This window comes from Rhizobium sp. WYJ-E13 (assembly GCF_018987265.1).
Classification (GTDB): Bacteria; Pseudomonadota; Alphaproteobacteria; order Rhizobiales; family Rhizobiaceae; genus Rhizobium.
Genome location: NZ_CP076854.1, coordinates 24,691 through 47,897, shown reverse-complemented (window position 1 = coordinate 47,897; position 23,207 = coordinate 24,691). Strand labels below are relative to the sequence as shown.

General features: G+C 60.2%; 23 protein-coding genes and 2 pseudogenes. 11 read left to right on the top strand and 14 right to left on the bottom strand.

What is annotated here, in order from left to right; translation table 11 throughout:
• Positions 1-97 precede the first annotated feature (97 nt).
• The 3 genes from KQ933_RS21745 to KQ933_RS21735 all read right to left on the bottom strand — a co-directional run bounded on the left by KQ933_RS21745 (position 98) and on the right by KQ933_RS21735 (position 2,681).
• The gene (locus KQ933_RS21745) at positions 98-616 is read right to left on the bottom strand and encodes a hypothetical protein (RefSeq protein ID WP_253958383.1); all 519 of its coding nucleotides are present in this window, start codon (positions 614-616) and stop codon (positions 98-100) included.
• Between the two features lie 167 nt (positions 617-783).
• Positions 784-1,593, bottom strand: a complete 810-nt coding sequence (locus KQ933_RS21740; RefSeq protein ID WP_253958382.1) for a poly(3-hydroxybutyrate) depolymerase — start codon at positions 1,591-1,593, stop codon at positions 784-786.
• Positions 1,594-1,757: 164 nt separating this feature from the next.
• Positions 1,758-2,681, bottom strand: coding sequence for a LysR family transcriptional regulator (locus KQ933_RS21735; protein ID WP_216759938.1), 924 nt, complete (start codon positions 2,679-2,681; stop codon positions 1,758-1,760).
• Positions 2,682-2,789: 108 nt separating this feature from the next.
• Here KQ933_RS21735 and KQ933_RS21730 point away from each other — a divergent pair, with 108 nt between their 5' ends.
• From KQ933_RS21730 to KQ933_RS21705, 6 genes and pseudogenes are all read left to right on the top strand, one after another.
• Positions 2,790-3,410, top strand: a complete 621-nt coding sequence (locus KQ933_RS21730; RefSeq protein ID WP_216759937.1) for a glutathione S-transferase family protein — start codon at positions 2,790-2,792, stop codon at positions 3,408-3,410.
• Positions 3,411-3,453: 43 nt separating this feature from the next.
• On the top strand, positions 3,454-4,224 hold the full coding sequence (locus KQ933_RS21725; protein WP_216759936.1) for an enoyl-CoA hydratase/isomerase family protein: 771 nt from the start codon (positions 3,454-3,456) through the stop codon (positions 4,222-4,224).
• A gap of 92 nt (positions 4,225-4,316) precedes the next feature.
• Positions 4,317-4,994, top strand: coding sequence for a peroxiredoxin-like family protein (locus tag KQ933_RS21720; RefSeq protein ID WP_216759935.1), 678 nt, complete (start codon positions 4,317-4,319; stop codon positions 4,992-4,994).
• A 54-nt stretch (positions 4,995-5,048) separates the two neighbouring features.
• Positions 5,049-5,762, top strand: a complete 714-nt coding sequence (locus KQ933_RS21715) for an SDR family oxidoreductase (protein WP_216759934.1) — start codon at positions 5,049-5,051, stop codon at positions 5,760-5,762.
• 177 nt (positions 5,763-5,939) lie between these two features.
• Positions 5,940-6,911, top strand: a pseudogene (locus tag KQ933_RS21710) (IS5 family transposase).
• A 49-nt stretch (positions 6,912-6,960) separates the two neighbouring features.
• A pseudogene (locus KQ933_RS21705) lies at positions 6,961-7,104 on the top strand (IS3 family transposase); the annotation flags it as partial.
• Between the two features lie 224 nt (positions 7,105-7,328).
• On the opposite strand, the gene KQ933_RS21700 reads toward KQ933_RS21705, so the two are convergent.
• The 5 genes from KQ933_RS21700 to KQ933_RS21680 form a co-directional block, all read right to left on the bottom strand.
• Positions 7,329-8,087 (bottom strand): alpha/beta fold hydrolase, encoded by a 759-nt coding sequence (locus tag KQ933_RS21700; RefSeq protein WP_216759933.1) that lies wholly within the window; start codon positions 8,085-8,087, stop codon positions 7,329-7,331.
• 170 nt (positions 8,088-8,257) lie between these two features.
• Positions 8,258-8,992, bottom strand: a complete 735-nt coding sequence (locus KQ933_RS21695) for a L,D-transpeptidase (RefSeq protein WP_216759932.1) — start codon at positions 8,990-8,992, stop codon at positions 8,258-8,260.
• The gene (locus KQ933_RS21690; protein WP_216759931.1) at positions 8,989-9,519 is read right to left on the bottom strand and encodes a VOC family protein; all 531 of its coding nucleotides are present in this window, start codon (positions 9,517-9,519) and stop codon (positions 8,989-8,991) included. The genes KQ933_RS21695 and KQ933_RS21690 overlap by 4 nt, the downstream gene beginning before the upstream one ends.
• 102 nt (positions 9,520-9,621) lie before the next feature.
• Complete coding sequence (locus KQ933_RS21685) at positions 9,622-10,470, bottom strand: alpha/beta fold hydrolase (protein ID WP_216759930.1); 849 nt, start codon at positions 10,468-10,470, stop codon at positions 9,622-9,624.
• Positions 10,471-10,520: 50 nt separating this feature from the next.
• On the bottom strand, positions 10,521-11,345 hold the full coding sequence (locus KQ933_RS21680) for an oxidoreductase (protein WP_216759929.1): 825 nt from the start codon (positions 11,343-11,345) through the stop codon (positions 10,521-10,523).
• A gap of 185 nt (positions 11,346-11,530) precedes the next feature.
• Here KQ933_RS21680 and KQ933_RS21675 point away from each other — a divergent pair, with 185 nt between their 5' ends.
• Positions 11,531-12,391, top strand: coding sequence for a LysR family transcriptional regulator (locus KQ933_RS21675; RefSeq protein ID WP_216759928.1), 861 nt, complete (start codon positions 11,531-11,533; stop codon positions 12,389-12,391).
• A 45-nt stretch (positions 12,392-12,436) separates the two neighbouring features.
• Here the strand turns inward: KQ933_RS21675 and KQ933_RS21670 are convergent, their stop codons facing one another.
• Complete coding sequence (locus KQ933_RS21670) at positions 12,437-12,850, bottom strand: helix-turn-helix domain-containing protein (protein WP_253958445.1); 414 nt, start codon at positions 12,848-12,850, stop codon at positions 12,437-12,439.
• A gap of 104 nt (positions 12,851-12,954) precedes the next feature.
• On the opposite strand from KQ933_RS21670, the gene KQ933_RS21665 reads away from it, so the two are divergent.
• Positions 12,955-13,683 (top strand): SDR family NAD(P)-dependent oxidoreductase, encoded by a 729-nt coding sequence (locus KQ933_RS21665; RefSeq protein ID WP_216759926.1) that lies wholly within the window; start codon positions 12,955-12,957, stop codon positions 13,681-13,683.
• A gap of 88 nt (positions 13,684-13,771) precedes the next feature.
• Here KQ933_RS21665 and KQ933_RS21660 read toward each other — a convergent pair whose 3' ends face one another.
• On the bottom strand, positions 13,772-14,518 hold the full coding sequence (locus KQ933_RS21660) for an SDR family oxidoreductase (protein WP_216759925.1): 747 nt from the start codon (positions 14,516-14,518) through the stop codon (positions 13,772-13,774).
• A gap of 98 nt (positions 14,519-14,616) precedes the next feature.
• Between KQ933_RS21660 and KQ933_RS21655 the strand changes: the two genes are divergently transcribed.
• Positions 14,617-15,549: an AraC family transcriptional regulator gene (locus tag KQ933_RS21655; RefSeq protein ID WP_216759924.1), complete on the top strand. Its 933-nt coding sequence runs from the start codon at positions 14,617-14,619 to the stop codon at positions 15,547-15,549.
• A gap of 237 nt (positions 15,550-15,786) precedes the next feature.
• On the opposite strand, the gene KQ933_RS21650 is transcribed toward KQ933_RS21655, so the two are convergent.
• From KQ933_RS21650 to KQ933_RS21635, 4 genes are read right to left on the bottom strand one after another with little or no spacing between them, the layout of a single operon-like run.
• Entirely contained in the window at positions 15,787-17,316 is a 1,530-nt protein-coding gene (locus KQ933_RS21650; protein WP_216759923.1) for an ABC transporter substrate-binding protein, read from the bottom strand.
• 27 nt (positions 17,317-17,343) lie between these two features.
• A complete protein-coding gene (locus KQ933_RS21645) occupies positions 17,344-18,171 on the bottom strand; it encodes an ABC transporter permease (RefSeq protein ID WP_216759922.1) in 828 nt (275 codons plus the stop codon).
• Positions 18,168-19,139, bottom strand: a complete 972-nt coding sequence (locus KQ933_RS21640; RefSeq protein WP_216759921.1) for an ABC transporter permease — start codon at positions 19,137-19,139, stop codon at positions 18,168-18,170. The genes KQ933_RS21645 and KQ933_RS21640 overlap by 4 nt, the downstream gene beginning before the upstream one ends.
• Positions 19,139-20,848, bottom strand: a complete 1,710-nt coding sequence (locus KQ933_RS21635) for an ABC transporter ATP-binding protein (RefSeq protein WP_216759920.1) — start codon at positions 20,846-20,848, stop codon at positions 19,139-19,141. The genes KQ933_RS21640 and KQ933_RS21635 overlap by 1 nt, the downstream gene beginning before the upstream one ends.
• 275 nt (positions 20,849-21,123) lie before the next feature.
• On the opposite strand from KQ933_RS21635, the gene KQ933_RS21630 reads away from it, so the two are divergent.
• Both KQ933_RS21630 and KQ933_RS21625 read left to right on the top strand, forming a co-directional pair.
• Positions 21,124-21,837: an SDR family NAD(P)-dependent oxidoreductase gene (locus KQ933_RS21630; protein WP_216759919.1), complete on the top strand. Its 714-nt coding sequence runs from the start codon at positions 21,124-21,126 to the stop codon at positions 21,835-21,837.
• Between the two features lie 22 nt (positions 21,838-21,859).
• Positions 21,860-23,173, top strand: a complete 1,314-nt coding sequence (locus KQ933_RS21625; protein WP_216759918.1) for an FAD-binding oxidoreductase — start codon at positions 21,860-21,862, stop codon at positions 23,171-23,173.
• Positions 23,174-23,207: the final 34 nt, after the last annotated feature.

Here is a 23,207-nt window from a genome sequence, read left to right as displayed (position 1 = left end):
TTCCTTTGCAGTTGAGATGAACGCTCTCAATACGCAGGCGACAGGCGAGACGTTACCGCTCGCAGTGTTCACGAAGTCGTGCGTCCGCGCAGATGGTTTACTGCGAGCACATCGCAAGCGCGACCTGAGCCCGAAGCTGCCGGATTTCACGATCCTTCTCGGCCGATTCACGCAGCAACTGATCGAAGCGGGCTTCGGTCGCCCGAGCGATCTCCCAGAATGTCACCGTGAAAATAATCGGAGTCGCGGAAGCCGGGTCGTGGCTGCGGGATTGCTCCTGCCGCGATGGTTCCTCGGCTGTCGCCTTCCCCCAAACTTTCAGAGTGCAGTCGCCGCCAACATCGATCCGAGCGACGGCTTCAACCGTTGCATCCGTCCTGCCCGCGGCATGGCGAAATGCAGTTGCCCCGACATGAACTCGCAGCGTCGAAGCATCGATCACGTGCGGCAGCAACGCGCCAGCCGTTTCAACCTCGAAAACGATGCCCGGACGAACGCGAGAAAAATCGATCGGAAAGTCGCGATGGGACTGAATGAGGTGGGCAATGCTTGGTGTAATCATCTGTCCCCAGACAGCCGCGCCGTCTCCAAAGTGATGGACGATGGCGTGGCCCATGCTGGGGCATACGACGGAATGAAGCATGATCAAGTTCCTTTGTAACGCAAGGCCCGAAACTCTCGGTCAGATCTCGCCAGGCTGAACGGCCTTGCTGCCGACTAGACTAGTTCGCAAGATTCCGGCCAGTTGTTACAAGGAGCTTCAGCTAATTTTCGGGAATAGGATCATCTTGGAAAGCCAATGGCCGTCAGGCCCGCATCGAGCATGTCGGCGTGGGCTTCGTGGCCGCCGTTGTGGATGCACATGATGCTGTCGCCCCGGATGCAGCCGGGAACATCGTCGCATTTAATGTTATCAAGCATGATCGTCTTCGCATCCTTGGCATCGCATTTCGCGCGTGAGCGCAGGATCGCCACGCTGTCATAGGCATTTCCCTGGTGAAAATGGCCCCCGAGAGAGCGTCCCGCTAAAGGAAAGGTCTGATCCGCGGTTCCATGAAAATGGATGGTGGGCGGAACCTCTGCAACACAATCCTCGGCTTTTGGAAGGGGATCCCAGAACACCCCGGAGAAAGTAAGCAAGGCAACCGCCTTTTCCCCTTGCTGACAAGCGGTGTACCAAGCCATCGAGGCGCCGATGGAAAATCCCCCGATCACCGTTTTATCCGGCGTGAAGCCGTAGCGTTGCCTCAGGTCCTCGAGGACATCGGCAATGAATTGCTTTTCGTCTCTCCCCGGGCGGGCGCTGTTTGGAAACGACCAGTTCCCATTGATGCCGTCTACCGCCACAAAAGCGAGATGATGTGACGTGGTCGTATCGACGAGAGGCCGTTGTTGCATTTGCAGTTCGGCCGAACTTTTGTAGCCGTGAAAGAAAACGTAGGCGCCCCGGATATCGCCATTTTTCGGCAACTCGATCCGATAATCTCCGTCCTTCAACGGACAGGCCACGGAGCCGCCGCAAGGAACCGCAGCGAGCGAGGGACTCGACATCGCAGCGAGTGCCAACCACCAGAATAAAATGGATCTAATCACCAGCAGGCTCCTCCGTAAGCGTTTGACCGGAGAATGCGTAGAGCCTTAGACGAACGCATACAATTTCCGCCAGATCAAATTAACGAGAGACGTCCGGTACAACGGTATCGGTCGAGCTTGTCTCGACAGGCTTCATCTTTGGATGAGATAGGAGATTCCGCCCTTTAGATGAGAGGTTGCGTTGACAACGCCGGCCAATCGTACGCGCTTTGCGCAACAACGACTGATCCTGCGAAATCGGCGAAGGCACGCGCTTTCGCACTTGCCAACCTGCCGGTCGGGAAGACAGCCCAAAGATCGATCCTTGGAAGTTCCCAGTCTTCCAGGACGCGCCGCACCGTGCCGTCGGCTAATTCCGGCGCAAACATCCAGTCGGAAGCAACCGCCAGGCCCATATGCGACAAGACGGCGGTTCGGATGCCTTCCGCGGCACTGAAACGGGCCCTGCCGGTGACGGCCACGGAAGCTTCCGTTCCCTCACGGCTGAAGATCCAGTTGTTGCCAAGCTGGGTATAGACGACGGCCTGATGGGCCGCGAGATCAGCCGGCACGAGCGGCATGCCGTGACGTTCGAGATAGGCGGGCGTCGCCATCACGGAGCGGCGACCGGTGGCGAGCCTCCTCGCTACGGCAGAGGAATCGGCGAGCTCGCCCATTCTCAGCGCCACGTCTATACCCTCGGATATGAGGTCGATGACGCGATCGTCCAGGAGGACGTCGACGTCGAGATCCGGATGGCTGTCCATGAACTGTGACAGATGCGGCAGGACCATGATCCTGGCAAAGGTGGTCGCTGCGCAGATCCGGAGGCGGCCCGACAGGCCCGCGCCAGAGCCCTTTGCTTCCAGCTCCGCCTCGTCGGCTTCCTGGATTGCTGTTCTTGCCCGCTCAAAGAAACGCAAGCCTGCATCGGTCGGCGTCAGGCCGTGGGTGGAGCGGATGAGAAGGCGGACCTGCAGGCGATCCTCCAGTTGCGCGATTGTTTTCGAGATCGCCGGCTGGCCGACGCCGATCTGGCGAGCCGCCGCTGAGAACGACCCCGTCTCCACCACCCGCACAAAGGCGGTCATCGCCTGTAGTCTGTCCATTGCCTATTCTCCTTCGGAATAAGCGTTATCGCCTCAACGCGCCTGCCGCAAGGTGAGAGGAATGGTCATAACTGCCTCCAACGGAACACGATCCGATGGAGATGAACGATGATCGAAGTCCACGCCTTTGCCACTCCGAACAGCGTCAAAGTGCTGATCGCGCTTGAAGAGATGGGGCTGCCTTACACGCTGAAGCCGGTGAACGTTCGCAAGGGTGAACAGAAAACCGAAGCGTTTCTTGCTCTTAACCCAAACGGCAAGGTGCCGGTCCTGGTTGATGGCGGTTTCGTTCTGACCGAGAGCGCCGCGATCCTCGTTTACCTCGCCGAGAAGACCGGCAAGCCCCTGCCGCAGGATGGTATCGGCCGCGCCCGCGTCTTCGAACAGCTCTTCCTCCATGCTTCTGGCTTGAGCCCCGCCTTCGGCAACGCTGGCTTTTTTAAACGCTCGTCGCCCGAACCGCAGCCGATTGCTGAAGCCCGCTTCACCACCGAAGCCGAACGACTCCTCGGGCTGCTGGACGCCAAGATCGCGTCACAGCCTTTCGTGGCCGGTGAGGAGTTCACGATTGCCGACATCGCCCATTTCGGCTGGATGTGGCGGATCCAATTTCCGGGGCTTACCCTCGATGGCCACCCAAACCTTTCCCGCTGGTTCGAAACCGTGGCTGCACGCCCCGCCGTCCAGCAGGCCATTGCTAGGGCCGAAGCCCTTGTGCCCGTCGCCTGATCGCCCCACCCACCAATTCCACCAGACACACAGGAGTACACCCATGTCCAAATTTGAATCCTACAAGAACAGCTTTCCGAACGCCCGCCTCACCCGCTCGCCAAGCGGTGTGCTGGAGGTCGCGCTCCATACCGACGGCGGCAAGCTCGTCTTCAATGGCCACACCCATGAGCAGTTCGTCAATCTCTTCCACCAGATCGGCGCTGACACCGACAACCGCGTTGTCATCCTGACCGGCTCGGGCAACGCCTTCATGGACGCCATCAGCCCCGAAGGCTTCGATTTCTTTTCACCCCGCGGCTACGACAAGATCTTTCGCGAGGGCCGCAAGGTGCTCATGAACATCCTCGACATCGAGGTGCCAATAATCACGGCGCTAAACGGTCCGGTCCTGCTGCACTCGGAATATGCGCTTCTGACAGACATCATTCTTGCGACGCCGGAGACTGTCTTCCAGGACAAGCCGCATTTCGAGTTCGGGATTGTACCCGGTGATGGCGTCAACCTGCTCTGGCCGGAAGTGATCGGGAGCATTCGCGGCCGCTACTTCATCCTCACCCGCCAGGTGCTGGATGCGGCAACCGCCAAGGATTGGGGCGTCGTCAACGAGATCGTCCCGGCCGACAGGCTGCTTGCCCGTGCCCATGAGATTGCCGAGGGCATTGCCGCCCTTCCGCCACTGACCTCGCGCTACACCCGCATCGCGCTGACCCAGAAGCTGAGGCGGATCATCGATCAGGACACAGGTTACGGCCTTGCGCTCGAAAGCATCAGCGCCGCCGAGGTCGCCCGCTCCATGGCTGCCAACGGCTGAGCAATCCCCCCTTCATCTCCGGACTTCAGGAGAGATCCTGAAGTCCACCATGCCCAAAGCCCGTCCTCAGTTCAAATCCAAGGAGAATGACCATGACACTGCAATCCAAGCTCGACGCCTTCAAGGCAGATTTTGAAGCAGGCAAGCCGCCGTACAACGTCCCCTACTCGGTGATCGAGACGATGCACCGCGCCACTGCGGAGCTGATCGCCTCTGGGGCCGCCCAGAAAGCGCTGAAGGCCGGCGACAAGCTGCCCGAGTTCACGCTCTCCGACCCCGATGGCAATCCGGTCTCGTCCGCCGATCTCCTGGCACATGGCCCGCTGGTGATCAGCTTTTACCGCGGTGTCTGGTGCCCCTATTGCAATATGGAGCTTCAGGCTTTGCAGGAAGCGCTGCCGCAGTTCGAGGCGCTTGGTGCAAAGCTCGTTGCTATCTCGCCGCAGAACCCGGTCAACAGCCGCAAGTCGGTGCGCCAGAACAACCTGACCTTTCCGATCCTGTCGGACCCGCAAAACGATGTCGCCGCCGCCTTCGGCCTGCGTTTCGAAATGCAGAATTACCTGGTCGACCTCTACAAATCGCTGAAGAACGACCTTCCCGCCTTCAACGGTGATGCAAGCTGGACCCTGCCGATGCCGGCCCGCTACGTCGTCGGACAGGATGGGATCATCCTCTACGCCGAAGTCAACCCGGACTATACCCGCCGCCCGGAGCCGGAAGACATGCTGCCGTCACTGCGTCACGCAGCAAGCCGCACTGCCGCCTAATCCGAGCCACACAAGAAGGCCCTGCCTCTTCGGAGGTGGGGTCGAGGAAATGCCATGAAGAGAAGATTTCTGATCACGGGTGCCAGCAAAGGTATTGGCCTTGCTCTGGCGAACCGGCTCGCCGGACAGGGGCATGAGGTTATCGGCATCGCCCGCAACGCGACCGATGGTTTTCCAGGCCGTCTCCATTCACTCGATCTGTCCAACCCAGGCTCCGGCGACGAACTTGCGGCGATCGTTCGCGAGAGCGAGATCGACGGCATCGTCAATAATGTCGGGCTGGTGCGGGCGCAGCCGCTGGGTGACATCGCCGTCGAGACGCTGGAGGAAGTCATGCGGGTCAATCTGCATCCGGCACTGGTTGCGACCCAGGCGGCACTCCCCGGCATGCGCTCGCGCGGCTGGGGACGGATCGTCAACATCTCCAGCCTGACCGTCCTTGGCAGCGTTCAGCGGACCAGCTATGCCGCCGCCAAAGCTGCTCTTGTCAGTTTCACGAGGAGCTGGGCCCTCGAGCTTGCCGCAACAGGGATCACGGTCAACGCCGTATCCCCGGGCCCAACGGAGACGGAACTGTTCAGGGCGAACAATGCGCCCGGCAGCGAGGGTGAGGCCCGATATCTCTCAGTCGTCCCCATGCGCCGCTTCGGAAAGCCGGAAGAAATCGCTGCCGCGATTGCCTTCTTGCTGTCGGACGAGGCCGCCTTCATCACCGGCCAGACCCTGCATGTCGATGGCGGTGCCTCAATCGGAAAGGCGTTGGCGTGAACGAATTCCGTCGCCCGCGTCTCGTTCAGCCGAGGTCACGTCACCACGGCAGAGACGCGTTGAAGCGATCGACGTAGCGCAGGCCGGGTTTAGCCCTTTTTGCCGGCGTTGGTGCACGGATCGTTCAGCGGTCTGAGTTTAGGCAGGCGGCAACGCAACAGCCCTTGTCGTTTAGTCATGCCTTTCAAACACAATAACGCCTGCCGTCATCGTATCGAGAACATGAACTTCAGGGTGGCGAACTGGCCGGAGTATGAAGCGGGACTTCGCCGGCGCGGTAGCCTGACTTTGTGGCTGACACCGGATGCCCTGTCCGGATGGCAAGCACCAAGACGCAAGACACGTGGCGGCCAGCATCGCTATTCAGATCTGGCAATAGAGACCACCTTGACACTGGGCCTGGTGTTTGGTCTGCGGCTGCGCCAGGCAGAAGGCTTGTTGGAATCGGTGCTGCAATTGATGGGGCTTGTGCTCGCTGTCCCCGATCATACCACCCTGCGCCGCCGGGCACGAACGTGGCAATCTCCCGGAAAACGGCCCCATCGTCAGATTTCACCCGGCGGACCGTTGCATGTTCTGGTGGACAGCACTGGTCTGCAGGTTTACGGCGCGGGCCAGTGGCTGGAGGAGAAGCATGGCGCCAGATCCCGCCGTGGCTGATAAAAGCTGCATCTGGCACTGGATGCTGATAGCGGGGAGATTATCGCCCATACCCTGACGGATCAGGATACTGGTGATGTCTCTCAAGTTGAGCCATTACTCGACCAGATCGGCGATCCGGACAGTTTATTGCCGACGGCGCCTATGATGGAAAACCGACTTATGATACAGTCATCGATCATAGTGCGGCGGCTGCCATCGTCATTCCACCGCGCGCCAACGCGGTCGAACCCATCGACGATAGACCTCCCGGAAAAAGGGACCAGCATATCGCCGCTATCAGCAGAGACGGCCGGATGAAATGGCAAGTCTCCAACGGTTACGGCAAACGCTCGTTGATCGAGACCCAAGTCCATTATTGAGCGCCGTCTGCGGGCACGATCGCCGCCTGGTCAGCAAACCGAAGCAGCCATCAGCTGCGCCGTCCTCAATCGTATGCTTGACTGCGCACGCCCGAAATCTGTCCGCCGCAAGGTAGCCACGGAATAATCAGCCGTTTCAAAGACCGCTATCCTCTCAAGTCCCGACCCGTGCACCAAAGCCCCCGGCAGTCTATGCCGGGACCATCACCGCAACCGGCTCCAACGCTGCGCAAGATGAAAGCTACGCGTTTCCGCCGGTTGCTACGACCGCGCCATCTGGAGTATCAGAAAACACCGGACCTCTAATCGCAGCCGGATGAATGTTCAGTGGTCATATGGTTTTAATCGGGTGTCCGGACCGATTCTTGGAGAATATTGATCCTGCAACCCTTGAGGGCAGGTCTTGATGAGATGCGACCCCATGGCAGCGCCTCGGATTGAGAAAAATGGCCAGGTCCCAAATCAGCTGCGTCACGCGATAGGACGTGACGCAGCCAACGAGTTCATGGAGACAAGCGGCAATCGCAAGCCACTTAATCTGTTGTCACTTGGCAGCCTTGGCTGCTTCCTCGATAACCTTCGCAACTGCTGCCGCTTGCGAGATGTAGAGGGCGTGACTACCGTCGATCTCGGTGACGGTTGAGCCAGCACGCTTGTACATCCAACGCTCCAGGTCGGGGTTTATCGTTTTATCGTTCTTCGCGACAATGCCGTAGCTGGGCTTATCGTGCCAGGCGGCAATCGAAACCTGCGCATCGGTGCCAGCGACGGCGACAGGCATCTGAGACCGGGCCATGAACTCGCCCTGACCCTTGGGCAGATCCGCCCCGAAATCAGCCGCGAACTTTGCCGGGTCGATAAGCAGAAAGCCATCTTTGGTCGGCTTGATATCATTGGTCGGTGAAGGCATCGATTGGAGCAACTGTGCGGTACTTTCGCCCTTTTCCGGCTGGAGGGCTGCAACATAGACAAGTGCCTTGACCTTAGGGTCATCACCTGCCGCCGTGATGATCGTGCCCCCGTAGCTGTGACCGACGAGAACGACGTCGCCGTCCTGCTGGTCAAGCACGCGTTTGGTTGCCTCGACGTCCTGGTCCAAGCCTGTCAACGGCTGCTGGACAATGCTGACATTATAGCCGTCGCGGGTCAGAATGTCGTAAACGCCGCGCCAGCCCGAGCCATCCACGAGCGCACCATGAACGAGCACGATGTTTCCTGCATCGGCCAAGGCTGGCGCTGTCACGGCGGCAGAAGACAGAAACACGGCCGTTAGGCCAATAGCTGCTCTGCTGAAAATCGACATGATCGTTAGTTCCTTTGATATTTGTGTTGCGAAATCGGTCTTGATCCGTGTGCGAGCAATCCTCTTCCTCAGAGGATTCGGCACGCGCGTGGATTCTGGGGGGTGACTGAGGCTTTGAGATCGCCCGATGGAAATGTCTCTTCCCTGGCTAGGGAGACGAATGCCAGGGTTTACTGCTTTACGACGATCGGCGCCTTTATCGGGACGCGATCGTAGAGGTCTATGATGTCCTGGTTGAGCAGTCGCACGCAGCCTGCCGATACGGCCTTGCCGATCGAGCGCCATTCTGGATTGCCGTGCAGACGGTAGAGCGTGTCTTGGCCGCTGGAGAAGATGTAGAGTGCACGGGCGCCAAGAGGGTTTTTCACACCCGGCTCCATACCACCGTTCTCGATGGAGTATTTCGCCAGTTCCGGCTGACGGGCGACCATCTCGTTCGGCGGCTTCCAGCGCGGCCACTTCTGACGCCATTGGATGACGCCATCGCCCTGCCAGGCGAAGCCCTCGCGGCCGATGCCAACACCATAGCGCATTGCGGTTCCACCGGGCTGAACCAGGTAGAGAAAGCGCGTGTGGGTGTCGACGACGACTGTACCCGGACGCTCACCAGTCGGATCAAGGACCTGCTGGCGATAGTAGCGCGGATCGATCTGCCGGAAGGGAACGGCCGGGATCAGAATTCCGCCATCCTCGATCGGGCCGTACATGACGGCCAGCTCGACCTCCGTCGGCGCAGGGGGCGTCTGGACGGCACGGATCGGATTTGAGGGAGGCGTCGGTTGCTGCCCCACCATCCCGCCGGTGGTGGCGGTGGAGGCGCAACCTGCCAGCGCCGAGGCCGCAGCCATTGCCGAGAGGGACAGAAAGCTGCGGCGGGACGTTGTATGTTCCAAGCTCACGCTCATTCCTCGTCCTGCCACCTGCGCAGATCCGTCTGGTCATGGTAGGCCATGCGGTCGGGCGTAGTGATAAACTCAATCGTCGTACCCCATGGCATGCGGCAATAGCAGACCTTGTTTCCAAGACCTTTTTCGGTTGCGTAGGGAATAGCGCGCGGCGCGGTAAGAGACGTGCCTCCAGCCTTTTCGAAGCGCTCTACCGATGCGTCGATGTCGTCGGTGTAGACACCGAAGTGCGTAATGCCGAAGTCGCTCGCTCGAACCGGCTGCGCTTGTTCGGGGCCGTGCATTTCGAAGAGCTCGATGTCAGGTCCGGTTCCGATTTTGACCATCGCCTGCGCACGCACGACCGTTCCGGGGAAAGCACCAGTGGCCCGCTCGAATTCGGGTCCGTGGCGCGGCGGATCCTGCGGTCCGAAGGACTGGTAGATCACCTGGCCGCCGAAAGCTTCCACCAGGAACGATTTTGCTGCTTCGATGTCAGGCACCGTGATGCCGATATGATTGACGCCGCGAATGACAGGTGCGGTCATGACAGTTTCCTTTTCTATTTAATCGATCGAACGCGATAGGTGCAGGCGCAACTCGCCCGCGATGCCGCACCCCCGAGCCTACGACGGGGCGATTGCAGAGTTTCAATTGGCCTTGAGGAAATCGATCAGAGCTGCCGCTACCTCATCCGGCCGCTCGTCAGCGACATAGTGGCTGCACCGCGCAATCGAGCCGCCCGTCACATTGCTGGCAAACTCCTGAAGCATCGGCACCATATGTGCGCCAAAGCGCTGCTCCCCGCCGAGACCTAACACCGGTATCTCGAGCGGTCGCTTCTTGTATTCGAGTGCGGCCGCATGGTCGGCAGCAAGGGTACGATACCATTCCATGCCGCCGCGCGTGCGGCCAGGAAGGGCCATCGCTTTCGCGTAGATCTCGACGTCCGCCGGATTGAAGGTGCTGTGATCGTAGAACCGCTCGGCCATGAAGGCCGAAACATAGTCATATTCACGGCCATGGATCAGGCGCTCGGGTAGATCCCGGTTCATATGGAAGCTGAAGTGCCAGATCTTTGCGGTCGTCGCCTCCCATTGCGTCCAGCCGGGAAGCGGAACGTCGAGGACGGCCAGACGGGTAACAGCCTCCCGATAGATGGCGGCCTGCGGCAGCGCCACCATTCCGCCAATGTCATGGCCGCACACGGCGTAACGTTCATGCCCAAGGGCAACCATGACCTCGTGCGCGTCGCGCGCCATCGTCGTCTTGTCATAGCCGTCAAGCGGGCAGTCGGAAAAGCCTGCGCCGCGCAGATCCATGGCCACCACGCTGAACTGCTCGGCCAGCAGCGGCATCACATGGTGCCATTCCCACCATGTTTCCGGCCAACCGTGAAGCAGAAGGATCGGCGGGCCTGCGCCCCCCGTAACGGCGTTGATCTTGATGCCATTCACCGGCACCAGCTGCTGGGTAAACCCCTTCAAAGTTGCGATCATGATCACTTTCCAGTCGATGTTGATGTTCAAACAGAGGTCGCGGCCGGCGCTCAGGGCTGGTCGAAATCGGTGGCGATCGTGATGTCGCGCCAGGCGTCGATATCGCTGCGGAAGGAAGCCAGCTTTCGCTCGGCGATCGAATGCGCGGCGGGGCCGAGCGGCAGATGAAGCGGGGCGTCATCGGCATCGACTGCCTTGAGGATCACCGCGATCGCCTTGTCGGGATCGCCGGCCTGATTGCCGTCGTTGGTTTCGCGATAGTGCTTGCGCGAGCTCGCGGCGTATTCCGGCATCTCGTTGGCCGCCATCGTGATCGAACGTCCAAGGAAATCGGTGCGAAACGGCCCAGGCTCGACGATCAACACGCGGATGCCGAATGGCTTCAGCTCACCGGCGAGCGCTTCGGAAATCCCTTCCACAGCGAACTTGGCAGCATTGTAATATCCAGCTCCGCCGCTGCCCGCGATGCCCGCGCCGGATGATATGTTGACAATCCTTCCGCCCGAACGCCGCAGGACTGGAAGGGCGGCTCTGGTAGTTTCGACCAGACCGAAGACATTCACCTCGAACATCGGCCGATATTCCTCAGGCGTGCCTTCCTCGATCGCGCCGAACAGTCCGTAACCGGCATTGTTCACGAGTACGTCAAACCCGCCAAAGGTCTCGATCGCCTTTGCGACCGCTGCCTCAGCTGCCGCCGCATCGGTCACGTCGAGTGGCAAAGTGATCATGCGGCCGCCGAAAGGCTCAGCCATTTCCTCGATCACTTTGACATTGCGGGCCGTTGCGACGACCCGATCGCCGCGCTGCGCTGCAGCGAGCGCGAGCCGCCTGCCGAAACCGCTTGAGCAGCCTGTGATGAGCCAAGTTTTCATGACGTTTTCTCCGCTTGTTTCAGATGACGCCAACGGCGCGTTGCCTTCACCCGAGCGGCCTCATCAAAGTCGTCGTATCTGCAGAAGGGGCGCGCCCGGACGATGACAAAAATCTAGGTGTTTAGATTTGTTCTTTAAGTGACAAAACTGTATTCTCGTCGTTCAGTTTTGTGGGGGGCATGACGATGGAATGGAGTGACGTCAGAATCTTTCTTGCCGTGGCGCGATCCGGCACGCTCGGCGGCGCCGCGCGTTCCCTTCAGACAAGCCATCCGACCGTCGGCAGACGACTGCGCGCACTTGAGCAGGCGATCGGTCACACGCTCTTCCAGCGGACCGCCAACGGTCTTGTCCTGACCGAAGAGGGCCACGGGATCATCGCGCTGGCCGAGCAAATGGAAGAGGGCGCTCTGGCCATGGAGCGCCGGCTTGCGGGGCAGGAGCAAAATCTCAAAGGCAGTCTGCGCGTTTCATCAGCGGACTGGTTCGGGGCCTATGTCCTGCCTCCAATTTTGGCGGATTTCTCGAAAGCCTACCCCAATGTCGACGTCGAGATCCTGACCGGCACGCGCCTGTTCAGCCTTGCCCAGCGGGAGGCCGACGTCGCTTTTCGTATCGTTCCGTTCGACACTGCCGATGTCGTTCAGCGGCGGCTCTTCAGGCTCGAATACGGCGTCTATATCGCCGAGGAGTCGCCTGATCCCAAATATGGCGACGGGACCGGCTTCCGGCTGATCACCCACGATACGTCGACCGGACAGTTCCCCGACATCGCCTGGCTCATCGAGAGTTTCCCGAACGCGAGACCGGTCCTGCGATCGAACAACCGCAACGTACAGGGGCGCATGTGCAGGCAAGGCGTCGGTATCGCCGTCCTGCCCCGCGTGGTCGGCGATCAGATCGCGGGTATCCGCAGACTGGACCTGCCGATGCCCCCGCCGGCGCGAGACATCTGGATGGGATATCACCGGGACCTACGACGTCTTCAGCGCCTTCGCGCGTTCATCTCGACCGTCTCGGACCACCTCGTGAATGCGGCCGCATGATGTGTGGTCCGGCCAAGCAACAGAAAGTCAACGGATGCTAGCTGCCTACTCTCGAACGCGATCGTATTCCTCTTGCGCTCGCTCAAGCTCGGGTCCGTAGGTCATGGACCACGCATAGAGTGCTTCGAAAGGTTGCTGAAGGGAGCGGCCAAGCGAGGTAATGGTATATTCGACGCCGACCGGCGTTGTCGTCGTAAGCACTTCGCGGCGAATGAGCCCATTACGCTCCAGGCGCTTTAACGCGTCGGCGAGCGCTTTGTGCGTGATCCCATCAAGGCGCCGCATGATCTCGTTGAACCGTGACGGCCTGGTGCACAGAACGGTCAGGATCAGGACCGACCACTTGTTGGCGATCTGCTCAAGCACTGGCCGCGCCTTCTCAACGTCCAGCAACGCCTCGGCGGAGACAGCTTTATGGCTATGAGACGAGCAAGCTTTGATGAGCGGACCTTCTTTCATTGCGGGCATGGGTATACTCCTCGATATCTGCTTTACCCATAGTGCGTAATTGACCGTAGATATATAGAATATATCGTACCTTCATCAGTGTTGATGGAGTTAACATGAGCAGATTAGCAAACAAGATTTCCCTCGTTATCGGTGGTGTCGGTGGCATCGGCGGAGCCGTTTCTCAAAGGTTCGCGAGCGAGGGAGCGCAGGTATACGCGACCAGCCGCAAGGGCGGGGAGATCACACGAGAGTCAGCCGGCATGGGCAGCATCCACGCGATCAAGGCGGATGCAAGCGACAACGCCCATCTTCAGCGCGTCGTCGAGCGGATCCGATCAGAGCAGGGCCGTCTAGACGTGCTCGTCGTCAATGCGGGCCTATCCGAATACGCCCCCCTTGAAGCCATTTCAGAGGATCATTTCGACCGGACATTCGGCCTGAACGTCCGGTCCCTTGTATTCGCGGTACAGGGTGCTATCGACATCATGCAGCCCGGCGGTACGATCGTACTGATTGGCTCCATCGCGAGCGATATAGGAACCAAGGGGTATGGTGTCTATGGTGCGACCAAGGCCGCAGTCCGTTCGTTCACGCGCACATGGGCTAACGAACTTGCTCCCAAAGGCATTCGCGTCAACGTTGTTAGCCCTGGACCGACCGATACGGCGATGATGGCGGCGGCCTCAAAGGAAATTCGAGACGCACTATCCGGAATGATCCCTCTTGGGCGTATGGGCAGACCTGATGAGGTGGCAGCCGCAGCCCTATTACTTGCAAGCGACGAGAGCAGTTTTACCACTGGTGCAGAACTGGCCGTTGATGGGGGCATGGCTCAGGTCTGACGCCTGCCATCGACAGGCGCCGGAAAAGAGACTGAGGGCAGCAGAAAGCTTCGCTAATCCAGCCACTCCTGCCCTCGCTCTTCCTCCGTCAGCGCGCCTGAGCCAGCGCGACGGCGTCGGCTCCAGCGGGAAAGCGAAGCTGGTTCTCGGTATCGTGAACGGCTTGCCAAATGGCTTCTGCAACATCGCTTTCCGTGGTGGTCAGGGAAGGATTCGCGAATGCCTCAAGGATCGGCCGTGCGAAGTCTGCATAGCCGCCGGGAAGGAGCTCCGAGACAGGAACGATGGCATTCGCCCCGAACTGGGTAGTTGGCGCATAACCCGGCTCGACGAGCTTCACGCGCACCCCGAAATAGCCGAGTTCATGCGCGAGCGAAGCCGAGAAGCCCTCGATGGCCTGTTTGGTGGCGGTATAGGCTGCCGCGAGTGGGAACTCTCCCAAGGTGACACTGGACGTGACATTGATGATGGTTCCGGACCGGCGCTCGCGCATCTGCGGGATGACGGCCTGGCACATTGCCATAACGCCAATCGTGTTAGTCTCTATGAGCTGTCGGATGAGGGACATCGGCATCGCCTCGAACGCACCGACACCGCCAAGACCGGCATTGTTTACCAGCACGTCAATCGAATCCACAGAACCGATCAGGTCGGCGATGCTTTTGGCGCTGGTGACATCGAGCGGCAGCACGCGCAGCCGGTCAGTTTCGGCGAACAGCGAAGGGTCAGGACGCCTCATGGTCGCGACGACATTCCACCCGCGAGATAGGAAGTGTTCCGCGGTGGCCTTGCCGTAGCCCGATGATGTCCCGGTAATGAGGATCGTCTTGGTCATGTCAGTCTCCTTGGTTGCGGTCGGGGTAGGAATAGACAGCCATGCGAATACAATCTATAATTTCACGTCCACATTATGTTATAGATCGTCCAGCCTCCATGGATCCTCTTAGCGATATCATCGCCCTCTTGCACCCGAGCGCCGCGATAGCGAAGCCCATCTCCGGGCGCGGCCAATGGGGCGTTCGCTATAGATCCTATGACGCACCCGGGTTTACGGTCGTCCTGACCGGAGAGGCATGGGTCACGTTCGATAAACGGGAGCCGCTCCGCATCACTGAAGGCGATTTTCTCCTCTTGCCGACTACGCCGGCGTTCTCGCTGTGCAGCAAACCGGGCGTCCCTTGCATTCCTGCTGAGCCTCTGGCTGAAGCTGTCCGACACGGCGAGCAAGAAGGAGATTCCGATTTTGCGGCACTGGGCGGAAGCTTCTCGATTGAGAGTGTCAACGCGCCGCTGCTGATCGAGCTGCTGCCCGATACAATTCATATTCCCGCTTCAGCGGGACGCGGAACGCGATTTGGGCGCTTGATCGAACTGCTGTCTGAGGAGTGCATTGCCGACTATCCCGGCAAAGAATTGATCATCCAACGCCTGCTGGAGACGCTGCTGGTAGAGGCATTGAGGTGGGACATTATCGGCAACAACGCAGCTTCGGCGGGCTTATTAAACGCGCTGCGCGATCCCGCCATGGCCCGAGTCCTGCGGGCCATCCATGAAGACGTTCGGAGGAGGTGGACGGTAGCCAATCTTGCAGGAATAGCGGGCATGTCGCGATCGGCCTTCGCCGCGCGATTCAACGAGGTTGTTGGTTGTGCGCCAATCGAATATCTGGGGCGCTGGCGCATCGCTATTGCCAAGCATGCACTGCTGAGCGGCGCAAAGTCGCTCGACAGGATCGCCGATGAAATAGGTTACGAATCCGCCAGCGCCTTCAGCACAGCGTTCAGCAAAAGGCTCGGCTGCTCCCCGGGCAGGTTCGCCAGAAGGCACGCCGGCAGTGCCAGCCCTGGCATGCCTGCGATCTCATGACGCTACCCGCTGCTGACCGGTCAGCGGTAACAGTTTGATATGACCGCTTGTGGCGGGCGCATCGCGGCAGGCGCGACTTTCCTCCCGAGGGCCGGCGGCCCTCATTCAGATCGTCCGCACAAGAATGCCGTCGCCGCGGAAAAACTGGTCCCTACCACTTTTGTCCGGCGCGGAATTCTAACCGTCGATTGAAGTCGGACTGCCGAACGCCTGTCACGTCCGGCAGCCTTGAATATATCATTCGATCTTGGTGTTCTCGATGCTGAGGCCCGACTGGAACGTCAAGAAGCCCGGCATGTTCGTAAAGCCGGTCACGCCTTTCTTGACCGCGTAATTCTGTTCACGCCACATGAAGTAAACAAGCGGCGACAGCTCGAGGGCTCTATCGACGAACGCGTCGTAGATTTTCGCTCGTTCGACCTTGTCGACTGTGCTCCTTCCCTTATCGAGCAGTTCGTTGATCTGCGGATCGTTGAAGTAGGGCGAGTTGTTTGTGCGGACGAGCTTGGCACCGCCGTAATAGTAGTTGCTCAGCCAGTCGGCGTCGGTAATTTCACCAAGGCTGCCGAGCACGGTAAAATCGTAATCAGCGGCAGTCGCCTTGGCCATGCGGCTGGCCCAGTCCGGCAGGTCGAGCTTCACCTTGATGCCGATTTTGGCGAGCTCCGATTGAATGGCAATCGCCGTATTCTGATGGAAACTATATTGCGACGACGCGAGCAATCGCGCCTCGAAGCCGTTCGGATATCCGGCCTTGGCGAGAAGCGCCTTGGCCTTCTCGATGTCATGCGAGAAATAGTTCACCTTGGCTTCGGAATAGCCCATGTAGCCCTTCGGAATGGCAATGCCGTAAATCGGGCTGCCCAGGCCATTGAAGGCGGTATTGATGATGACGCTGCGATCGACGGCATAGGCGATTGCCTGGCGAACTTCCGGCTTCGAAAACGGTTCGAATTTTGTATTGAACTGCAGTCCCATGAACGGACCGGTGTTTCGCAGGAGCTCGCTATCGGGGCCTTTTTCGAGATCGGCAGCGTCTTTGGCCGGCACATAGTCGATAATGTCGACGTCGCCCGATTTCAGCGCGTTCACGCGCGTATTCTCATCGCTGTAGAAGACGTAATGGACCTCGTCCAGATCCGGTTTGCCGGGTTTGTAGTAGCCGTCGTATTTCTTGACGACGATCTCTCGACCGCGCGTCCAGCCGGCGAATTTGAACGGCCCGGCGCCAATCGGCGAGGCGGTCGGATTATCGGCATTCTTTGCGAGCCACGCTGCCGGCACGATGACGGATTCCGGCAGCGCCAGATAATCGACGAGGGCGACCGACGGGCTCGAAAGGGTCAGTTTTACGGTCCTTTCGTCCGGCGTCTCGATCTTCGATATGATCGAGAGCTCATTACGGAAGGCTGCTTTGCCGTTGGGGTCGAGAATTCTCTCCAGGGAGGCTTTCACATCAGCGGCCGTTACCGGAGAGCCGTCGTGGAACGTGGCCTGCCGCAGATGGAACGTGAACACCTTGGCATCGGGGCTGATGTCGTAGCTTTCGGCCAGTTCCGGTGTGATCTTTCCATCGACGCCGTAATTTACAAGTCCGCGATGGATCGCCAGCTTGACGGTGCGGCCGGAGGTGCCTGGCTGGATGATCGTGTCGAGGGTCGACGGCTCTCCCGAAAGGCCGAAGTAAAGGGTGCCGCCGGCGAGCGCACTCGTCGCCGTCAGCCCCAGAAGGCTCGCAGCGAGAGCCATTTTGAGAATTCGCTTCATGATGTTCCCTTTCTTTGTTGAAGATTGTCAGTTTTCGCGAAGTCTCGGATCGAGATGGTCGCGAAGCGCATCGCCGAGGACGTTGATGGCGAGAACGGTGACCGCGAGGCATACGGAGGGCCAGACCACATACATGGGATTCTGGCTGAGATAGCCGCGCGCCGTCCCGATCATCTGCCCCCATGACGGTTCGGGCGGCACGATGCCGAGACCGAGGAAACTCAGGCCCGATTCGAGCAGGATCGCCGCTGCGATCGTCAACGTGGCCTGAACCACCAGTGGCGAAAGAATGTTGGGCAGGATCGCCCGCAAGACGACCCGAAGGTAGCGCGCGCCCATGGCGTGCTCGGCTTCCACGAATTCCTGCCTGATCACCTGCAAGGTCGCCGATTGCGCAACGCGCGCAAATTGCGGGATGAAGATGATGCCGATGACCACGCTGAGACTTACCACGCCACTGCGCCAGAACCCGACGGCCAGCAACGCAAGCAGGATTGCCGGGAAGCTCAGCATGATATCGACGCCGCGCATGACGAAGAAGGCAAACACCGGCCGGCTGTAGGCGCCCACGATGCCGCAGGCCGTTCCGCCAATCGCGGCGATGATGGTGGAAATGACCGCCACCAGGATCGTCGGACGGATGCCGACCAGGAGACGCGATAAGATATCGCGGCCGAACTCGTCGGTGCCGAGCAGGTATTGCGTCGAACTCGCCTGGTTGACCGCATTCTGGTTGATGGCGAGGGGATCGTGCGGGGCAAGGAGAGGCCCTGCCAGGGCGATCCCGAGAACCACCGTCACGACGACGAGACTGGAGGCGACGAGCGGTCGGCGAAAAAGAAAAGTCGTCTTCATGCGCGTTTCCGGCGGATGCGTGGATCGAGCAGGCTGTAGAGGATGTCGACGCACAGATTGATCAGGATGAACAACGCCGCGATGGTCAGGATGCTTCCCTGGACCAGGGGATAGTTGCGGTTGGAAACAGCCGTCACGAGAAGGGTGCTCAAGCCCGGCCAGTTGAAGAGGGCTTCGACCAGAACCGTGCCGCCCATCAAATTGCCGAGCTGCAGTCCGATGATCGTCACGATCGGGATTGCCGCATTGCGCAGCACGTGAAGCCAGATCACGCGGCGTTCGCGCATGCCCCTCGCCCGCAGAGACCGCACGAAATCACGACCCAGGATCTCCAGCATCGATGAGCGCGTCATGCGGGCGATGGAAGCGGCGAGCCCGAGGCCGAGCGTGACCGCCGGCAGGGTCAGCTTCTGAAAATGCAGGAAGGCGTTCCGGGAAATGTCGGTGTAGCCGCTCGACGGGAGCCATCCGAGCTTGAGGCTCAGCAGCAGGATGAGAAGCGACCCGAGAATGTAGACAGGCACCGAAATGCCGAGCGTCGAGAGCGAGGTCAAAAGGCCATCGAGAAAACGTCCGCGTCGCAACGCTGCCGCAATGCCGACGGGTACGCCGATGATGGCGGCAAGGACGATTGCGGCGGTCGCAAGTTCGATGGTCTTGGGAAGACTGGAGGTCACGTATTCCATGACCGGAACGCCGTCGAGCGAGTTGCCGAGATCGCCGCTTGCGGCATTGCCGAGCCATTTGAAATATTGGGAGAGGACGGGCTGGTCTAGACCCAGCTGATGCCGCATCGCGGCGACCGTTTCCGGGGAAGGATTGCTCTCCGGCCCGAGCAGCAGTAGCACCGGATCCCCCGGCATGATGTACATGATGGAAAAGACGAGGGTCGCGATGACCCAAAGCTGGACCAGCGCCGTGATGAGCCTCGATCCGAGCGTGATGACGAATGTCGACAGGGTTTCCATCAACGCACCTCCAGAGCGGTTGGCTGCACAGTGCCGATCTTGGGCACGGCGCTGAGAAGCGTTCGGGTGTATTCAGCCTTGGGATTGTCGAAGACATCCGCGGCAGGGCCGGTCTCGACGATCCTGCCCTTCTGCATCACCGCGATCGTATCGCTGACGTGGCGCACGACCGACATGTCATGGGAAATGAACAGGTAGGTCAGGTCGAATTCGTCCTGCAGATCCTGCAGCAGGTTGAGAACCTGCGCCTGAACGGAGACATCGAGTGCCGAGACGGCTTCGTCGCAAATCAGAAGCTTCGGCCTGAGGGCCAGAGCGCGGGCAACGACGATACGCTGACGCTGGCCGCCCGAGAACTCGTGCGGATAGCGACGCATGGCATCCCGGGGCAGGCCGACAGCATCGAGGAGCTTTGCAACCGTCGCTTCGCGATCGCGACCCTTTTCGTGGATGTCGATCGGCGCGGCGACAAGGTCGGTGACCGTCTGTCGCGGATTGAGCGAGCCATAGGGGTTCTGGAACACCAGGGCAAAGTCGCGCCGGGCTGCACGCAATCGATCGTGGTCGAGCGAGACGAGATCGCGGCCCTCAAATTCGATGGAACCACTGTCAGGCTGCATCAATCGCATGACAAGCCGTGAGAGGGTCGACTTCCCACAACCCGACTCGCCGACGAGGCCGAGCGTCGAACGGGCCGGGATGGCAAGGCTGACGTCATCGACGGCGCGGAAGGGCTGCGGCGCCGAAAGGGCGCTTTGCCGCGTCCAGAATGTCTTCGTCAGATTGCGGATATTCAGGAGCGTCGCGCTCTCCGGTTCCGGAGCGGGCCGCAACTTCTGCGCCGGGCGTGCCTCGACGATACTTGCGATCGCGCCGCTTTCGTCTCTGCCGATGACCGGAAGACGCAGCTTCGGTGAGGAAACGGACGGCATCGAGGCGATCAGCGCCTTGGTATATTGGCTGCGCGGGGCGGCGAAGAGATCACCTGTGGCGGCCTCCTCCATCAGGTCGCCACGGTAGATGACGGCAACGCGGTCGGCGACTTCGTAGATGACGCCAAGATCGTGCGTGATGAGCAGGATGGCAGCACCCATCTCCTGGTTGAGACTGCGCAGAAGGCCGAGCACCTGCTTCTGCACCGTAACGTCAAGGGCTGTCGTCGGTTCATCGGCGATGATGACATCGGGCTTGCAGGCAACCGCCATGGCGATCATGACGCGCTGGCATTGCCCACCCGAAAGCTCGTGAGGGTAGGAGCGCATGCAGCGCGCCGGATCGGCGATCCCAACTCGCGCAAGCAGATCGCGAGCACGCTCGCCGGCCTCGCGGCGCGTCATCCGCTCATGCAGCAGGATCGCTTCGACGATCTGGCTTCCGCAGGAGAATACCGGATCCAGGGACGCCATCGGATCCTGAAAGATCATCGAGATGCGTTTGCCGCGCAGCTTTCGCAAGACGTCCGGCCGAGCCGTCAGCAAATTTTCGCCGGCGAAGTCGACACGTCCGCTTGTGACCACCGCATTGCGCGGCAGAAGACCCATCGCAGCCAGCGACAGGATGGTTTTCCCGCTGCCGCTTTCACCGACGAGACCGAGGATTTCACCTGATGTCAGCGCAAGTGACACGCCGTTGACCGCAGCGCGCAGGCCCTCGCCCGTCTTGAAGGCGACGGAAAGATTGTCGATTTTCAGAACTTCCCTACCCGGCATACCGCGATCCGATCTGCGATTTCTGCCCACCGTTACCGGCAAGCCCGTTCCCGTAGTTTTTGAGCGCTTATGCGCATATTTTGAATTATTAAGGCATAAAGCGCCAAACTCCGTCAAGCATACGTTTGTATTTTGGTAGAAACTTTTCAGTGATGGGAGTTTCTGAAGCTTTTTTTGAAGTTTCTACCAGAATCCGGCTTGCCAGAAACGAAAAGCCCACTTACCGTCAATGCAAAGGAATGCGCGACTGGTCAGTCGCGACAGGGGAATGGACAATGACAACGGAACATCACTCACGCGTGGTGCTGATCTCAGGCGCAAGCCGCGGGATTGGTCTTGCGATCGCCCGCGAACTCATCGAGCATGGCTATCGCCTCAGTCTCGGCGCCCGCGACGTCAAAACGCTGGAAGCGGAGCTCGGCCCGGAAAGCGACCGGCTGCACTATGCGCATTTCGACGCCTATGATCCGGCAACGTCGGAGCAATGGGTGGCGGCGGCTGCCGAGAAATTTCAGGGGATCGATGCTCTCGTCAACAATGCCGGCCTCGGCGAGCGCGTCTCGCTCATGGATGACAATGACGAGGCTCTTGATCGGCTCTGGGCCGTCAACGTGAAGGCCCCGCTGCGCCTCACGCGCCTCTGCATGCCCCATCTCGAGGCGACGGGTGCCGGGCGCATCGTCAACATAGCCTCACTGTCCGGAAAGCGGGTGAGGAACGCCTTCGTCGGCTATAACATGACCAAGTTCGCGGTGATGGGCCTGACCCATACGACACGCCATGTCGCCTGGGAAAAGGGCGTGCGGGCAACCGCCATATGCCCGAGCTTCGTGCGCACCGAAATGAGCTCTTACACGAGCAAGGTCACCCCCGAGGAGATGATCCAGCCGGAAACGCTGGCCTCGCTCGTGCGTACCGCGATCGAGCTTCCCAACAATGCAGCCATGGCCGAGATGCTGGTAAATTGCCGGCTCGAAGACATGCTCTGATCAATGCCGGCGAGATAGAACCATGTCACGTATCATTCCCGACGCCGTCCCCTCCACGCAGGCCCTGCCGGCGAAGGTGGACGTCGTCGTCATCGGCGGCGGGATCGTCGGCATCTCGACGGCGCTGGAACTTGCCGAACGCGGCGTATCCGTTGCGGTTTGCGAAAAGGGCCTCATCGCCGGCGAACAGTCCGGCCGTAACTGGGGCTGGGTGCGGCAGATGGGCCGCGATCCCTCCGAACTGCCGCTCGCCATCGAAAGCCTGTCACTCTGGAAGGGCATGAACGCGCGTATCGGCGAGGAAACCGGCTTTCGGCAGACCGGCATCGCCTATCTATGCCGCAACGCGCGCCAGGAGGCCGAATACGAGGCCTGGTTGGTACACGCTCGCGAATTCGGCCTCGATTCCCGGCTGTTGCGAAGCGAGGAATTGCGCCAGCATCTTCCCGGCATGACGGGTGGCTTCACCGCCGCCCTCCATACCTCCACCGACGGCCGTGCCGAACCGTTCAAGGCCGCCCCGGCGATTGCCCGCGGCGCCCTCCGCGCCGGCGCCCACGTGATGACGGGCTGCGCGGTCCGGGCGATCGAACGCTCTGCAGGCGCCGTGAGCGGCGTAATCACGGAACGCGGACGCATCGCCTGCTCCTCCGTCGTGCTTGCCGGCGGCGCCTGGTCGCGGCTCTTCAGCGGAAACATGGGCATTGATTTTCCGCAGCTGAAGATCCTCGGTTCCGTGGCGCGGGCGACGTCGGTCGAGGGCGTGCCCGAGCTGCCGGTCGGCGCGGACAATTTCTCCTTCCGGCGACGGCTGGATGGCAGCTTTTCGATCGCCATGCGCAACGCCAATATTGCGCCCATCGTGCCGGACAGCTTCCGGCTGTTTGCCGATTTCGTGCCAACCCTCATCAAGAGCTGGCGCGAACTGAAACTTCGGGTCGGCAACCGGTTCATCGAGGAATGGCGGACGCCGAGGTCCTGGGCGGCGGACGAGATTTCCCCGTTCGAACAGGTGCGCATTCTCGATCCGGTCCCCTTCGAACGCTTCAACCGGGAAGGCCTTGCGCATCTCGTCAAGGCGTTTCCTGCCTTTGCCGAAAGCCGCATCACGCAGAGCTGGGCCGGCCTGATCGACGTGACGCCGGATGCTGTTCCGGTCATTTCTCCGGCCGGCGGCATTCCCGGCTTCTTCATTTCCAGCGGCTTCTCCGGACATGGTTTCGGCATCGGTCCCGGTGCTGGAAAGCTGATGGCCGATCTCGTCACCGGCGCGCGGCCCTGCGTTGATCCCGCTCCATTCCGCTTCGATCGTTTCAAGAAGACCAAGGCAGCCTGATCCGCTTGCGACAACCTTGGCCACAGAGGGTGAA

Coding starts and splice junctions, on each gene's coding strand:
- KQ933_RS21745 (WP_253958383.1), bottom strand. CDS start 616: ATGGGCCACGCCATCGTCCATCACTTTGGAGACGGCGCGGCTGTCTGG.
- KQ933_RS21735 (WP_216759938.1), bottom strand. CDS start 2,681: ATGGACAGACTACAGGCGATGACCGCCTTTGTGCGGGTGGTGGAGACG.
- KQ933_RS21730 (WP_216759937.1), top strand. CDS start 2,790: ATGATCGAAGTCCACGCCTTTGCCACTCCGAACAGCGTCAAAGTGCTG.
- KQ933_RS21725 (WP_216759936.1), top strand. CDS start 3,454: ATGTCCAAATTTGAATCCTACAAGAACAGCTTTCCGAACGCCCGCCTC.
- KQ933_RS21720 (WP_216759935.1), top strand. CDS start 4,317: ATGACACTGCAATCCAAGCTCGACGCCTTCAAGGCAGATTTTGAAGCA.
- KQ933_RS21715 (WP_216759934.1), top strand. CDS start 5,049: ATGAAGAGAAGATTTCTGATCACGGGTGCCAGCAAAGGTATTGGCCTT.
- KQ933_RS21700 (WP_216759933.1), bottom strand. CDS start 8,087: ATGTCGATTTTCAGCAGAGCAGCTATTGGCCTAACGGCCGTGTTTCTG.
- KQ933_RS21695 (WP_216759932.1), bottom strand. CDS start 8,992: ATGAGCGTGAGCTTGGAACATACAACGTCCCGCCGCAGCTTTCTGTCC.
- KQ933_RS21690 (WP_216759931.1), bottom strand. CDS start 9,519: ATGACCGCACCTGTCATTCGCGGCGTCAATCATATCGGCATCACGGTG.
- KQ933_RS21685 (WP_216759930.1), bottom strand. CDS start 10,470: ATGATCGCAACTTTGAAGGGGTTTACCCAGCAGCTGGTGCCGGTGAAT.
- KQ933_RS21680 (WP_216759929.1), bottom strand. CDS start 11,345: ATGAAAACTTGGCTCATCACAGGCTGCTCAAGCGGTTTCGGCAGGCGG.
- KQ933_RS21675 (WP_216759928.1), top strand. CDS start 11,531: ATGGAATGGAGTGACGTCAGAATCTTTCTTGCCGTGGCGCGATCCGGC.
- KQ933_RS21670 (WP_253958445.1), bottom strand. CDS start 12,850: ATGAAAGAAGGTCCGCTCATCAAAGCTTGCTCGTCTCATAGCCATAAA.
- KQ933_RS21665 (WP_216759926.1), top strand. CDS start 12,955: ATGAGCAGATTAGCAAACAAGATTTCCCTCGTTATCGGTGGTGTCGGT.
- KQ933_RS21660 (WP_216759925.1), bottom strand. CDS start 14,518: ATGACCAAGACGATCCTCATTACCGGGACATCATCGGGCTACGGCAAG.
- KQ933_RS21655 (WP_216759924.1), top strand. CDS start 14,617: ATGGATCCTCTTAGCGATATCATCGCCCTCTTGCACCCGAGCGCCGCG.
- KQ933_RS21650 (WP_216759923.1), bottom strand. CDS start 17,316: ATGAAGCGAATTCTCAAAATGGCTCTCGCTGCGAGCCTTCTGGGGCTG.
- KQ933_RS21645 (WP_216759922.1), bottom strand. CDS start 18,171: ATGAAGACGACTTTTCTTTTTCGCCGACCGCTCGTCGCCTCCAGTCTC.
- KQ933_RS21640 (WP_216759921.1), bottom strand. CDS start 19,139: ATGGAAACCCTGTCGACATTCGTCATCACGCTCGGATCGAGGCTCATC.
- KQ933_RS21635 (WP_216759920.1), bottom strand. CDS start 20,848: ATGCCGGGTAGGGAAGTTCTGAAAATCGACAATCTTTCCGTCGCCTTC.
- KQ933_RS21630 (WP_216759919.1), top strand. CDS start 21,124: ATGACAACGGAACATCACTCACGCGTGGTGCTGATCTCAGGCGCAAGC.
- KQ933_RS21625 (WP_216759918.1), top strand. CDS start 21,860: ATGTCACGTATCATTCCCGACGCCGTCCCCTCCACGCAGGCCCTGCCG.